Source organism: Stenotrophomonas sp. YAU14D1_LEIMI4_1 (genome assembly GCF_003086815.1).
GTDB lineage: Bacteria > Pseudomonadota > Gammaproteobacteria > Xanthomonadales > Xanthomonadaceae > Stenotrophomonas.
In genome coordinates this window covers 4,105,729-4,119,442 of record NZ_CP025997.1, presented here as the reverse complement: position 1 = coordinate 4,119,442, position 13,714 = coordinate 4,105,729, and the positions used below count along the sequence as shown (strand labels likewise).

Here is a 13,714-nt window from a genome sequence, read left to right as displayed (position 1 = left end):
CGGGATCCGGGCGTGGCCGCCGGCGTTTCCCGACGCCGGCGCCGACTGCGGCGAGGGTGCAATCTAGCATCCCCGCCGCCATTGCGTACAAGGGCAGTGGCCGTGGCCGGCAGCAGCACGGGGCGGCTGCCGGCCCGCAGGGCTCAGTGCGCGCCGCCCTTGCCGTGGCCCTCGGCCTTCTCATGGCCGTTGGACATCAGCTTGTCGGTCCAGGCAATGCCGATGGCCGACAGGATGAACACGCAGTGGATGATGGTCTGCCACAGCACGCCATCGGCGGTCAGCATGGCGCAGCGGGCCGCACCGATGTTGGCGGCGGCCACGGCCATCTGTTCCGGGGTGCACAGCGGAATGCCGCCCAGCGCGCCGGTGGCGATGAAGGTCTTCAGCAGGTGGATGGAGGAGATGCCGATGATCGCCATCGCCAGCTTCACCTTCAGCACGCTGGCGTTCACGTGGCTCAGCCATTCCGGCTGGTCCGGGTGGCCTTCCAGGCGCAGGCGCGACACGAAGGTTTCATAGCCACCCACGATCACCATCACCAGCAGGTTGGAAATCATCACCACGTCGATCAGGCCCAGCACGATCAGCATGATCTGCTGCTCGCCCATCGAGGCCGAGTGGGAAATCAGGTGCCACAGCTCCTTGCCGAACAGGAACACGTAGACGCACTGCGCCACGATCAGGCCCAGGTACAGCGGCAGCTGCAGCCAGCGCGAGGCGAAGATCAGCGAGGACAGCGGGGACAGGGGGCGTTGGGGGCTCATGCAGGACAGTGCGTTGCGGGGAAGCGGCGAGGTTACCGGCCCACCATGACGGTGCCAAGCCAACCAAGGCACTAGACTGGCACTTTCCTGAACGACGCCGAGCCGACGCCATGATCGACCTGTATTACTGGCCCACCCCGAACGGCCACAAAGTGACCCTGCTGCTGGAAGAAACCGGACTGGATTACCGCGTGCACCCGGTCAACATCGGCGCCGGCGACCAGTTCAAGCCGGATTTCCTGGCCATTTCGCCCAACAACAAGATGCCGGCCATCGTCGACCATGCCCCGGCCGACGGCGGCGCCGCGCAGAGCGTGTTCGAATCCGGCGCGATCCTGCTGTACCTGGCCGAAAAGACCGGCCAGTTCCTGCCCACCAACCCGCGTGGGCGCATCGCCACCCTGGAATGGCTGTTCTGGCAGATGGCCGGGCTGGGCCCGATGAGCGGGCAGATGGGCCATTTCAACGTGTATGCGCCGGAAAAGATCGGCTATGCCATCGAGCGCTACGACAACGAAGTGCGCCGCCTGCACGGGGTGATGGACAAGCGCCTGGCCGAGCACGCCTACCTGGGCGGTGCCGAGTACAGCATTGCCGACATGGCCAGCTACCCGTGGATCGGCGCCTACGACAAGATTCCGGTCGACTTTGCCGCGTTCCCGAACCTGAAGCGCTGGCACGAAGCCATCGCCGCACGCCCGGCCACCCAGCGCGCCTACGCCCTGCGCGACAAGGTGAACCCCAACGCCGGCAAGCCGCTGAGCGACGAAGAGCGCAAGCAGCTGTTCGGCCAGCGCTGACGCTTGGCGAAACCGGGGTCAGATCCCTTTGCGCCGCAAAGGGCTCTGCCCCCCGCTGGCCATGGGCAGAAGGTCATGCTGCCTTCGCGCACCGGCTTGGTTAGGATGGACACTGACGTTGCCCGGGATGTCCCATGCGCCACCTGTTCGCCTCGCTTGCCCTCATGATCGCCACCAGCACTGTTGCCCACGCCGAAAAACTCACCCTGGAAGCCATCACCGGCCCGCTGCCGCTGTCCGGCCCCACGCTGATGAAGCCCAAGGTGGCCCCGGACGGCTCGCGCGTCACCTTCCTGCGTGGCAAGGACACCGACCGCAACCAGCTGGACCTGTGGAGCTACGACATCGGCAGCGGCCAGACCCGCCTGCTGGTGGATTCGAAGGTGGTGCTGCCCGGCACCGAAACCCTGAGCGATGAAGAAAAGGCGCGCCGCGAGCGCCAGCGCATCGCCGCCATGACCGGCATCGTCGATTACCAGTGGGCACCGGACGCGCAGCGCCTGCTGTTCCCGCTGGGCGGCGAACTGTATCTGTACGACCTGAAGCAGCAGGGTGCCGCGGCCGTGCGCCAGCTCACCCACGGCGAAGGCTTCGCCACCGACGCCAAGCTGTCGCCCAAGGGCGGTTTCGTCAGCTTCATCCGCGGCCGCAACCTGTGGGTGATCGAGCTGGCCAGCGGCAAGGCCGTGCAGCTCACCCACGATGGCAGCGCGACCATCGGCAATGGCGTGGCCGAATTCGTGGCCGACGAGGAAATGGACCGCCATACCGGCTACTGGTGGGCGCCGGATGATTCGGCCATCGCCTTCGCCCGCATCGATGAAAGCCCGGTGCCGGTGCAGAAGCGCTACGAGGTCTACGCCGACCGCACCGATGTGATCGAGCAGCGCTACCCGGCCGCCGGCGATGCCAACGTGACCGTGAAACTGGGTGTGATCGCGCCGGCCGCCGCTGCCGCGCCGCGCTGGATCGACCTGGGCAAGGAACAGGACATCTACCTGGCGCGCGTGGATTGGCGCGATGGCCAGCGCCTGACCTACCAGCGCCAGTCGCGCGACCAGAAGCAGCTGGACCTGGTGGAAGTGGACCTGGCCGGCAAGGGCACGCGCACGCTGGCCCATGAAACCAGCCCGACCTGGGTGCCGCTGCACAACAGCTTGCGCTTCCTGCAGGACGGCAGCCTGCTGTGGTCGTCCGAACGCAGCGGTTTCCAGCACCTGTACCGCATTGGCAACGACGGCAAGACCACCGCACTCACCCAGGGCAACTGGCCGGTGGACGAACTGCTGGCCGTGGACGAAGCGGCGGGCAAGGTCTATTTCCGCGCCGGCATCGACTCGGCACGCGAAAGCCAGATCTACGCCGTATCGCTGCAGGGTAGCGCGCCGCAGCGTCTGTCGCAGGCCCCGGGCATGCACAGCGCCAGCTTCGCCCGCAACGCCAGCGTGTACGTGGACACCTGGTCCAACAGCAACACCCCGCCGCAGATCGAGCTGTACCGCGCCAATGGCGAGAAGATCGCCACCCTGCTGCAGAACGATCTGGCCGACCCCAAGCATCCCTACGCGCGCTACCGCGACGCGCAGCGGCCGATCGAGTTCGGCACGCTTACCGCCGCCGATGGCAAGACCGCGCTGAACTACAGCATCATCAAGCCGACCGGCTTCGACCCGTCCAAGCGCTACCCGGTGGCCGTGTACGTGTATGGCGGCCCGGCCAGCCAGACCGTCACCGACAGCTGGCCCGGCCGTGGCGACCATCTGTTCAACCAGTACTTGGCCCAGCAGGGTTACGTGGTGTTTTCGCTGGACAACCGCGGTACCCCGCGTCGCGGCCGTGATTTCGGCGGCGCGCTGTACGGCAAGCAGGGCACGGTGGAAGTGGCCGACCAGCTGCGCGGCGTGGCCTGGCTGAAGCAGCAGCCCTGGGTGGACCCGGCGCGCATTGGCGTGCAGGGCTGGTCCAACGGCGGCTACATGACCCTGATGCTGCTGGCCAAGGCGTCGGACAGCTATGCCTGCGGCGTGGCCGGCGCACCGGTCACCGACTGGGGCCTGTACGACAGCCACTACACCGAACGCTACATGGACTTGCCCAAGCGCAACGACGCCGGCTACCGCGAAGCGCGCGTGCTCACCCATATCGACGGCCTGCGCTCGCCGCTGCTGCTGATCCACGGCATGGCCGACGACAACGTGCTGTTCACCAATTCCACCAGCCTGATGAGCGCGCTGCAGAAGCGTGGCCAGCCGTTCGAACTGATGACCTACCCGGGCGCCAAGCACGGCCTGTCCGGCGCCGACGCGCTGCACCGCTACCGCGTGGCCGAAGCCTTCCTGGAGCGCTGCCTGAAGCCCTGATCGCGACTGGGAAGGAGCCCGCCGATGCCGCTGCCACCGCCCGTTCCCGCACATGCCGCCCCCGCCACCGGCTGGTGGCGGCGCCACTGGCGCTGGGCCATGCCGCTGGCCGTGGTGCTGCTGCTGGCCACCCTGGGCGGCGCTACCGGGTGGAGCCTGCTGCGCTGGAGCGATGCCGCGCGCGACAGCGCACCCATGCGCGAGGCCATGCGCCGCGCTGGGTGCAGCATTGAACTGGTGCAGGCCTTCGGCGAACCGCTGCAGGCCGACGCGATGCCGGTGGGCAGCATGCAGACCGCAATCGACGGCCAGCGCAACGTTGGCCTGATCGTCGGCCTGCAGGGACCAGATGCACGCGGGCGCCTGTTCGTGCAGGGCAGCCGTCGTGATGACGTCTGGGATTACCCGGTGATGTACGTGCTGGGCGAAGACGAACAGACCTTCGACCTGAGCGCGCTGGACGATTCGGAAGCCGCAGAGGAGTGTGCGCTGCGGGAGTGCCGTGCGCGGGGCGGCTGTGGGGTGGGGTTGGCGTTGTGACCGCAGCGCGATAGGCCCGCAGGCTTCGCCTCTGGCCGGTGATCGGGTGGCTCGTGTCGTTTAGGAATAATCCGAAATTCGACCGACAGCACAGTTCATGCCTTGAACGTGCCGGTTATTTCGGAGATAACTTCGCCCATGCGGCCCAGCCGCGTTACCGGAACAGGGACGGTCCGACGTACAGCGCGCCATGGCGATGCTGGCGTGTGGGTGTTCCTCCGCCGGTGCGACCCCCGCCCAAGAGTGGAGAACAGGGATGTTCAAGCGAATCAAAGCCGAATGGCTGCTGGCACTGTCGTTGGCCCTTCCGGGTCTTGCGATAGGTGCCAGCGCATACGCACAGGAAGTTGGCAAGGAATGGACGGCTTTCCCGTATCTGCCAGGCCAGAAATTCCTCTTTGAAAGCGCCGCGCGCCAATCCATCGAGACGATGTTCGCCGGCGACCAGGTGGATGTCCCCTTCCAGTGGTATGTGCACAGCCAAGCGGTCAGCCCTCGTGAGACAACCACCGACTATCGCTTTCAGCCCCTGGCGCTGATCAAGGCGGATTGGACCTACACGTACGCCTCGCAGCCCTACGCAAGCGAAGAGCTGTTCATGCAGGCGATCCGCACGCAGAACGCGTCCGATCCGCAGTGCCCGGCCCTGCAGCTGGACCCCATCCAGTGGGTGGAAGGCTCTGACAAGGGACCCGATGGCAGCAGCCGACGCGACACGGCAATGCTGTCGGGAACACGCTACCTTGATTTCGGTGGGGGCTCGTGCCTGGGCGCCTTCGTGCGCGGTGTGCTGGAGCGCAAACGCCGCGTGGACTGCCCCAACAAGTCCAGCACCCAATGGAACGCGGCCAGCGGCATGTGCGAGATGCGCACTGCCGGCATGATGACCTACAAGGGCCCGCCGCAACCCAAGCAGTGCCCGATGCGCGGCAACCCCTGCAATCCCGCCACCGGTGACAAGAGCCAGCCAGAGCCTGACTTCGACCTGGGCTGGGTCAGTGTCCAGCGGCACTATCACTCCCTGACTAGCACTGCTGGCGAGTCGATGGGGATCGGCTGGACCCATTCCCACAACATACGCCTTGCCACCGGCAACGACCCTACCGTGTTCCCGCCGGCATTGTCGGTCGGCCTGATCGATCCTGATGGAAACCAGATCGCCTTTGTCAAAGTCGGCACCCAGTACGAGGCCAACGACGGCAGCGGCGACCGCGCGGTCCAGCAGACATCGGGATGGCAGGTGTCGCGTGCAACGGAGCGCCTGTACTTCAATAACGAAGGCCGCATGCAGCACCGCGACTTCGAAGACGGAACATGGCTGGCCTATGCCTACGACGCGCGCGGGCGCTTGCTGTCGGTCACCCATTCCAGCGGGCGCCAGTTGACGCTTCACTACGCAGTGCCGGGCAATGCGTTGCGGATCTCATCCATTTCATTGGCCGGGCAGGCGTTGGTTTCGTACGCTTATTCCAGCAGCGAGAATCTGCTCAGCGCCACGTACGCAGATGGAAGCGTGCGCAGCTACCACTATGAGGATGCGCGTTACCCGAATTACCTCACCGGTGTTACCGCCGAGGACAACCGCCGTTTCAGCTGGTTCGGGTATGACGACAAGGGGCGCGTGATCTACAGCCGTCACTCCCCTGGTCCAGGCACGGCGGGTGCAGGAATCGATGGGATTGACCTCGCGTACCTGCCGGCCGGTGACACCGTCGTGACCGACGCCTTGGGAAAGACGTCCACCTACCAACTGACCGCAGGTGGCCCAGGCACGCTCCCGCGCATGGTCACGGGTTCAACTGATGCCGCGGGTACCACCACAACTGTGCTGCTGCCCGAGAGTACGGATTTCCGCAGGCGTGTTGCATCCAGCACGGATCGACGCGGCACGGTAACCCAATATGCCTACGCCGAGGGGACCGACCCGCTGGCAGGCGCCGTGCGGGTCACGACTACGACGGAAGCTGCGGGAACCCCGCAGGAGCGGGTGAGTGAAACGCGCGTTGCGATAGACAGCAACCGGGTTGTCCTGCAGACCGTGGGTACGCAGGAAACCCGCATTGCCCGCAATGCACGCCTGCAGCCCACGGTCATCACCGTGCGTGATACGGCCACGGATGAGACCCGTGTCACCACACTGACCTACTGCGAGGCCGAAGGTCCTGACTGTGCCCAAGTGGGTGCCCTGCGGTCGACCGATGGCCCCCGTACTGACGTGAGCGATATTACGACCCGTGCGTGGTACACCGCGGACGATGCGGGCTGTGCAAGCGGTGGCACCTGCAGTTTCCGCAAGGGCGACCTGCGCAGCATCAGCAATGCGCTGGGCCACACCACGGAGACGCTTTCTTACGATACCTTCGGGCGCCCGTTGTCCGTGCGTGATGGCAATGGCGTGGTAACCGATTATGGCTACCACCCGCGCGGTTGGCCGACATCGATCACGGTGCGCGGCGCGACCCCGGCTGACGACCGCTCTACCCAGATCAGCTACTGGCCCACTGGCCAGGTGCAACAGGTCACCGAGCCTGACGGCAGCAGCGTCACCTACGTGTACGACGCGGCCCAGCGCCTGACCGATATCGCAGACAGTGCCGGGAACACCATCCACTACACGCTGGACGATGCCGGCAACCGCCTCAACGAGGACACCGTTGATGCGGGTGGCACCCTGCGGCGCACACTGGCGCGGACCTACAACATCCTTGGCCAGTTGACCGCGCTGAAAGATGCGGGCAACCATGCCACCGGCTTCACTTACGACGCCAACGGCAACCCGCAGACGGTGACCGATGCGCTTCAGCGTGTGACCAGCCAGCAGCATGATCCGCTGAACCGCCTGGCCCAGACCCTGCAGGATGTGGGCGGCGTGGCGGCAGAGATCCGCAGCCAGTACAACGCGCTGGATCAGGTCACCCAGGTGACCGACCCCAAGGGATTGCATACCACCTACGCCTACAATGGATTCGGCGACCTGACCGGCCAGGTCAGCCCCGACAGCGGCACCAGCAGCTTCACCGTCGATGCGGCGGGCAATCGCAAGACCCGCACCGATGCACGCGGCGTTACGGCCACCTACAGCTATGACGCGCTCAACCGCGTGATCGGTGTTGCGTACCCCAATCCGAATCTGGATATCGGCTACAGCTACGATGTGGCGCCGGCCGCCTGTGCCGCCGATGAGCGCTTCGCCAAGGGGCGCCTGGGGCAGGTGCTGCACGCCAATGGCAGCACCCAGTACTGCCACGACCGCTTCGGCCAGATCACCCGCAAAGTGCAGACGATCAACGGTGTGGCCAGCACCTTGCGCTATGCCTACAGCAAGGCGGGCCGCTTGACCGCGCTGACCTATCCCGATGGCAGTGTGGCCGACTATGTACGCGACCCCTTGGGGCGCATCAGCCAGGTTGGCCTGACCCGCCCAGGACAAGCGCGGCAGGTGGTGGTCGACAACGTGACCTATGCCGCCTTCGGCCCCGCGACGGGATGGAGCTATGGCAATGGCCGCCAACTGCAGCGTCCGCTGGATCTGGATTACCGCCCGCAGGCGGTACACGACCCGGCCGCCGGCGGCCTGTCGCTGAGCTACGGGTACGATCCGGTGGGCTCCATCACCGAATTGAAGAATGGTGCGGGCTCAACCGTATTGGCCACGTATGCCTACGACACGCTGGGTCGCCTGACCCAGACTCAGGACGGTACGACGGGCACGCCGATTGAGACGTATGCGTACGATGCCACCGGCAACCGCACTGCATTGACCAGCGCGGCCGGTGTGGCCAGCTACACCTATCCCGCCAGCAGCCATCGCTTGACTGCGGTGGATGGCGAAGCCCGCGGCCATGATGCGGCGGGCAATACCACCAGCATTGGCAGCAAGGCGTTCACCTACAACGACGCCAACCGCATGAATGCGGTGAAGCAGGGCAACGCGGTGCTGGAAAGCTATGCCTACAACCATCGTGGTGAACGCGTGCTGCGTACCCCGGCGGGCGGCGCTGCGCAGATCACCTTGTATGACGAGGCAGGGCAATGGCTGGGCGACTACAGCGACAGTGGTGACGCGCAGCAGCAGGCCATCTGGCTGGACAATTATCCAGTGGCGCTGATCAACGTGCCCGCTGCGGGCGTGCCAGAGCTGGCTTACGTGCAGCCGGATCACCTGGGTACGCCGCGCGTGGTGATCGACCCAGTGCGGGATGTGGCGATCTGGGAGTGGAGCAACAAGAGCGAAGTGTTTGGGAACCAGATCCCGAGTGCCGACCCGGACGGTGATGGTGTGGCGTTCGAACTGGCGCTGCGCTTCCCGGGCCAGCAGGCGACGGATGCGAGTGGGATGTTCTACAACTACCAGCGGGAGTATGACCCGGCGGTGGGGCGGTACTCGCAGAGTGACCCGATTGGGTTGATGGGGGGGGTAAATACATTCAGCTATGCGCTAAATGATCCGACGTCGGAGGTTGACCCTCACGGTCTTCAGGTCATGCGCGGCGGCCTACAAGCCGGTTCTCGCGCTTCCATAGACCCGAGTCACGCATCTGTAGGGGGAAGTCAATCAAACTTCGTTTCGCCTGTTTCTGGGGAAGTGGTGTCCTCTGGGCTTGCAACAACGTCAAGTATACTTAGCGCTCTAAGTCTAAGTCAGTCGAATAGTGTTGCGAATCCGCAAAGTGCCGCATCACTTCTGGTTCGAAGCATTCTGTCTCAGGCGTGCGAGCAGGATGGCGATGACTGCAATCGACTTGTTCTAAAAATAGACTCGTTGGTGATTGAGCTAAGAAAGAGATACTGGGATCTTAAGCAGGACAAGCATGGGCTTCCAGCCACAGGGCGCATGTCGATAGATGGGCACGTACAGCAATTTCGGAACAAACAGGCCCAGTTGAGACGCTTGCTCTCTGAAGCGGCGGCAAAGCGATGCGCAGGATACAGTAATGAGGCATGGTCCTGGGCGACCCTGCCTCAACCTATGTGAGACGTCGAATGATTTCTGATAGAGACCGGATTAGAAAGATCGCTGAAGAATGGGTTCACTTCACCGGGCTTGCCGTGGACTCCCAAGAGCGCGATTCCCTTGTAAGGGTACTAGATGAAGTTGACGACATCATTCGTCTGAGCCCTAGCGGGGGATGGATGTTCATTGAGGCTGTCAGACGAATGAATGTGGATGCGTCACTGCTTTCCAATCTTGCCGCAGGGCCGTTGGAGGATTACTTGATTGTTCATGGAGATGCCGAAATCTTGCGCCTTGAAAATCTTGCAAAGCAGGACCGATCTCTTAGAGAATTGCTTGGCCAAACTTGGAAAAATTCGATGTCCGACGAAGTGTGGCGGCGGGTTCAGCTTGCTGCCAAGTCAGGCTAGGGCTATTCATGGAGCGAGGGAGAGTGCGACTCGCGCGATTGGAGAAGGTGGGCGGAAATCATCTTGCTTCCCGACGCACGTGGCGTTACGACCACCTACAGCTATGACGCGCTCAATCGCTTGATCGGTGTTGCGTATCCAGATCCGAATCTGGATATCGGCTACAGCTACGATGTGGCGCCGGCCGCCTGTGCCGCCGACGAGCGTTTCGCCAAGGGGCGCCTGGGCCAGGTGCTGCACGCCAATCGCAGCACCCAGGACTGCCACGACCGCTTCGGCCAGATCACCCTCAAGGTGCAGACGATCAACGGTGTGGCCAGCACCTTGCGCTATGCCTACAGCAAGGCGGGCCGCTTGACCGCGCTGACCTATCCCGATGGCAGTGTGGCCGACTATGTACGCGACCCCTTGGGACGCATCAGCCAGGTTGGCCTGACCCGCCCGGGGCAAGCGCGGCGCGTGCTGCGCACCCCGGCGGGCGGCACAGCGCAGATCACCTTGTACGACGAAGCAGGGCAATGGCTGGGCAACTACAGCGCCAGTGGTGACGCGCAGCAGCAGGCCATCTGGCTGGACAATTACCCGGTCGCGCTGATCAATGTGCCCGCTGCGGGCGTGCCGGAGCTGGCCTACATCCAGCCCGATCACCTGGGTACCCCGCGCGTGGTGATCGACCCAGTGCGGGATGTGGCGATCTGGGAGTGGAGCAACAAGAGCGAAGTGTTTGGGAACCAGATCCCGAGTGCCGACCCGGACGGTGATGGTGTGGCGTTCGAACTGGCGCTGCGCTTCCCGGGCCAGCAGGCGACGGATGCGAGTGGGATGTTCTACAACTACCAGCGGGAGTATGACCCGGCGGTGGGGAGGTACTCGCAGAGTGACCCGATTGGGTTGATGGGGGGGATCTCCAGTTACGCCTATGCAAACTCTGGTCCAGTCGGAATCAGTGATCCATCGGGGATGATAGCGAAATGCAATTGCAACGATGGAGGCGCTTCGATTGATATCCCAATTCGGTTTCGAGGTGAGATGGCGACGCCTGAAAAGATCAGTGAAATAATCAGATCAATTGAGTCAACTTGGTCAAGTCCAGGCTTCACAGTCACGGTAAGTCAGCCGGCGAAAGGTCGTGCTAACGATATTGAGATTGTTCCAGGTGTTGGTGTTTCATTTGTGCGCGGAAGTAGTGAGGGGCGGTGGTATTCAGATATGAATCCTTGGACGGCTGCACATGAGGCCGGCCATTTGATGAAGTTTAAGTATGATGGGCGGGTTGATATGTATGATGTGACTAATTTGAATCCGCGCACAACGTCTCCAGTTCCTGGTTGGGAAGGGAATATCATGGCTGAACATTTGGGTCTCCCTGACGACAGAGTTAGAGACGCAATCAAGAGGGCGCTCCGATGCAAGTGAGACTTACCATGTTTGGACTTGTTCTGCTTATTCTTGGATGCAGTTCTGTGTCAAGAAGTGCGGCCTGGCCTTCGCATTGGATGGACGCCAGTGTCGGCCGGGTTACCCCCGGGAATGCTGATGAACTGAGCGCTGATAGAATCGATATTCTTGATTCTGAGGATGAAGAAAAGGCAAGGCTGTGGCTCTCATCCTCTGGCAGAAGAGTTGCCCTTCTTTCTGAGATGCCCGGATTCTCAGAGTTGAATTTTGTCAGAAATAATGCTCGGACTCCTGCTGGTGATCTATACCTGGTGAGAGGGGTTTCGGATGGTGGGAATGGGGTTTTCTCTGTTTATGTAAATGGCAATGGAGTTATGGTTCTATACAGTGTGATGGGCAATTGTGCGCCTAGTGAGATGCGTGTTCTATTAATACGCCTTAATGCCGTCCCCAAGGAGGTGTACGGTGGATGCGGTGGTACTATGTGAGCTGGGGGGCGGTCTCAGCTTGCAAGCGCAACACGTGAGTTAGGTTGATCGATCTCTAATCTCCCATCCCAGCTTCATTCGATGCATGCAAGCCAACGCGCTGGCGCGGCAGTGCGTTTAGGTGAGCCGTGGCACAACTACCCTGTTGCGCTGATCCATGTGCCTACCGCTGGAGTGCCGGAGCTGGCCTACATCCAGCCGGAACACCTAGGCGCGCCGCGCGTGGTCATCGACCCGGTGCGCGATGTGATTATCTGGGAGTGGAGCAGCAAGAACGAAATCTTTGGCGATCAGGTGCCGGATAATGATCCCAACGCGGATGGTTTGGTGTTTGATCTCGCGTTGCGCTGCTGGTTTCCGAGTACGGAAGTCGATCCAGCGAGCAGCCAATGGTCGACGATTCGGCCCTATTCAAGCGTCTTGGAGTACGGCGGGACCAGTCTTAGGACGCACGGCTACCGTAACGACTGTTTCGGATAAGTTCTGGGATATCGGCTCCATGGTCTACTGTGGCTGTCGCGCAGCCGGTGAATAAGGGGTCTGAAGTGATGAGCAACCTGGAAGATAGAGACGAGCTATCTGCTCCTGATTTCTATGCGCAGTTCTATCTAGGCGCAGGTTTGGAACAGAAGACCGTGATCGAGTTGCTCAGGCATGTTGCAGACGAGCTTCGACTCCCTGCAGGGAAACTTCGGCCAACAGATCGTTTCTCGAAGGAGCTATCGCCCGGAGAACTGCATGCGTGGGACGCGGGGTACGGAGTACTGATTGTCGAAGTCCAATCCTTGGCAAGAAGGCGTGGCGTCGTGATCGATAAGAGGGTCGACTCTCTGGACGACTACATCCGTATTATGGCTAACATCTACTGACGAGCAGAGATGGCGATGTTCCGAGAGGACTGTTAGGCGCTCTGCTGGGCTATGAAAAGAAGGTCGCCATGCTGGGACATAGGCCATGAAGGCGTTCCTATCTACGGTCATGGCCCTCTGGCGCGCCACGGAGTCGAGCTTGTTCAACTGAACCCCGATACCTCATCACCACTACCGATCCCGCTCCACCAACGCCCACTACACCGAACGGACGGACACGGTACCAGTCCATCAGCCACCCGCCAGATGGCAACGCACACCGCTCATTCTTGGGCACCGCAGGCCCAGCCCGCCACCACGGTCGGGCCCGACCATCGGGAATGCTGACACCCTCAAGCTGGTTGAGCGCCATCAACTGCTGCAGATCCAGATACAGCGCCTCAGATTCCGGCGCACGCTGCAGGGCGTCCGCCGGAAGTCGAAGCACGACCATCGCTTTTGTGCGCTCCACCCTCAGCACGGGAAAGCCCTTGCAGCGGACCTGGAAAGAGGGCGCAACGGCATCCGCCGGGTAGATCGTGAAGCCCGTTGCTCGGCGCGTGGAAACAAATGCGTGCGCACTGCCATAGAGCTTCTCGAATTCCGCGAATCCTGTCTTCGGGTAGACCCACGTCTCTTCGGCTGCGCTTTGCGGCCATGGCAACAGGGCAATAGCGGCCAGCGCACCGAGGACCATCAGGCCAGACGCCAGGAACGACCTCACTCACGATCCCGCGCCGAGCGGCCGTACGCGTTCCTGGATGAAGACGTTGAGGGCGAGACAGGCCATGGCCAGGCCTTCCATCACGCGGTCGCCCACGTCCTGGTCAGGGTCTCCATTCTGGCGGGCGCGCTCGGCGGCCAGCAGCAGTTCCTGCACCACGCGCTGGCCAGCCAGTGCGCAATCGGCATCGGCCAGTGCAATCTGTCGGCTGCGTAGCGGGTGGCGCTCCGGCCAGGGCTGGCCGTCGGCGGCGGCACCGGCGCCGATACTGCGCAGCAGGTGGGTGAGCGAGTTGGGGTCCGGCGCGGGATCGGCTGCTGGCGGTTCCTGGATGGATTGCGGGGCAGGGGAATAGGGTGCGGTCATGGCGGGCTCCTTGCGTGCAGGCAGAAGCCGCCACCGATAAAGGTGGCGGACGATGCGTG

At 62.8% G+C, this 13,714-nt stretch carries 11 protein-coding genes and 1 pseudogene; 9 read left to right on the top strand and 3 right to left on the bottom strand.

Features of this window, described 5'->3' with window-relative positions:
• Positions 1-143 precede the first annotated feature (143 nt).
• Positions 144-767 carry a TIGR00645 family protein gene (locus tag C1932_RS18880; protein ID WP_108754534.1) on the bottom strand — a complete coding sequence of 208 codons (624 nt, stop codon included), beginning with the start codon at positions 765-767 and terminating at the stop codon, positions 144-146.
• Positions 768-877: 110 nt separating this feature from the next.
• Between C1932_RS18880 and C1932_RS18875 the strand changes: the two genes are divergently transcribed.
• From C1932_RS18875 to C1932_RS18845, 9 genes and pseudogenes are all read left to right on the top strand, one after another.
• A complete protein-coding gene (locus C1932_RS18875) occupies positions 878-1,567 on the top strand; it encodes a glutathione S-transferase N-terminal domain-containing protein (RefSeq protein WP_108751277.1) in 690 nt (229 codons plus the stop codon).
• Between the two features lie 134 nt (positions 1,568-1,701).
• Positions 1,702-3,927, top strand: coding sequence for a S9 family peptidase (locus C1932_RS18870; RefSeq protein ID WP_108763196.1), 2,226 nt, complete (start codon positions 1,702-1,704; stop codon positions 3,925-3,927).
• Positions 3,928-3,951: 24 nt separating this feature from the next.
• Positions 3,952-4,467: a cytochrome c oxidase assembly factor Coa1 family protein gene (locus C1932_RS18865; RefSeq protein ID WP_108754532.1), complete on the top strand. Its 516-nt coding sequence runs from the start codon at positions 3,952-3,954 to the stop codon at positions 4,465-4,467.
• Between the two features lie 256 nt (positions 4,468-4,723).
• Positions 4,724-9,442, top strand: coding sequence for an RHS repeat-associated core domain-containing protein (locus C1932_RS18860; RefSeq protein ID WP_199911985.1), 4,719 nt, complete (start codon positions 4,724-4,726; stop codon positions 9,440-9,442).
• 8 nt (positions 9,443-9,450) lie between these two features.
• A complete protein-coding gene (locus tag C1932_RS19905; protein WP_159094571.1) occupies positions 9,451-9,831 on the top strand; it encodes a DUF6869 domain-containing protein in 381 nt (126 codons plus the stop codon).
• 72 nt (positions 9,832-9,903) lie between these two features.
• Positions 9,904-11,247 (top strand): annotated as a pseudogene (locus C1932_RS18855) (RHS repeat-associated core domain-containing protein); the annotation flags it as partial.
• 80 nt (positions 11,248-11,327) lie between these two features.
• Complete coding sequence (locus tag C1932_RS19900) at positions 11,328-11,717, top strand: hypothetical protein (RefSeq protein ID WP_159094570.1); 390 nt, start codon at positions 11,328-11,330, stop codon at positions 11,715-11,717.
• 81 nt (positions 11,718-11,798) lie between these two features.
• Positions 11,799-12,197: a hypothetical protein gene (locus C1932_RS19895; protein ID WP_159094569.1), complete on the top strand. Its 399-nt coding sequence runs from the start codon at positions 11,799-11,801 to the stop codon at positions 12,195-12,197.
• Positions 12,198-12,265: 68 nt separating this feature from the next.
• Positions 12,266-12,586, top strand: a complete 321-nt coding sequence (locus C1932_RS18845; RefSeq protein ID WP_108763194.1) for a hypothetical protein — start codon at positions 12,266-12,268, stop codon at positions 12,584-12,586.
• 97 nt (positions 12,587-12,683) lie between these two features.
• Here C1932_RS18845 and C1932_RS18840 read toward each other — a convergent pair whose 3' ends face one another.
• Both C1932_RS18840 and C1932_RS18835 read right to left on the bottom strand, forming a co-directional pair.
• Entirely contained in the window at positions 12,684-13,289 is a 606-nt protein-coding gene (locus C1932_RS18840; RefSeq protein WP_108763193.1) for a hypothetical protein, read from the bottom strand.
• Positions 13,290-13,655 carry a hypothetical protein gene (locus C1932_RS18835; RefSeq protein WP_108763192.1) on the bottom strand — a complete coding sequence of 122 codons (366 nt, stop codon included), beginning with the start codon at positions 13,653-13,655 and terminating at the stop codon, positions 13,290-13,292.
• Positions 13,656-13,714: the final 59 nt, after the last annotated feature.

Bases quoted from the DNA above. Each gene is read 5' to 3' on its own strand.
- C1932_RS18880 (WP_108754534.1), bottom strand. From the start codon at position 767: ATGAGCCCCCAACGCCCCCTGTCCCCGCTGTCCTCGCTGATCTTCGCC.
- C1932_RS18875 (WP_108751277.1), top strand. From the start codon at position 878: ATGATCGACCTGTATTACTGGCCCACCCCGAACGGCCACAAAGTGACC.
- C1932_RS18870 (WP_108763196.1), top strand. From the start codon at position 1,702: ATGCGCCACCTGTTCGCCTCGCTTGCCCTCATGATCGCCACCAGCACT.
- C1932_RS18865 (WP_108754532.1), top strand. From the start codon at position 3,952: ATGCCGCTGCCACCGCCCGTTCCCGCACATGCCGCCCCCGCCACCGGC.
- C1932_RS18860 (WP_199911985.1), top strand. From the start codon at position 4,724: ATGTTCAAGCGAATCAAAGCCGAATGGCTGCTGGCACTGTCGTTGGCC.
- C1932_RS19905 (WP_159094571.1), top strand. From the start codon at position 9,451: ATGATTTCTGATAGAGACCGGATTAGAAAGATCGCTGAAGAATGGGTT.
- C1932_RS19900 (WP_159094570.1), top strand. From the start codon at position 11,328: ATGGACGCCAGTGTCGGCCGGGTTACCCCCGGGAATGCTGATGAACTG.
- C1932_RS19895 (WP_159094569.1), top strand. From the start codon at position 11,799: ATGCATGCAAGCCAACGCGCTGGCGCGGCAGTGCGTTTAGGTGAGCCG.
- C1932_RS18845 (WP_108763194.1), top strand. From the start codon at position 12,266: ATGAGCAACCTGGAAGATAGAGACGAGCTATCTGCTCCTGATTTCTAT.
- C1932_RS18835 (WP_108763192.1), bottom strand. From the start codon at position 13,655: ATGACCGCACCCTATTCCCCTGCCCCGCAATCCATCCAGGAACCGCCA.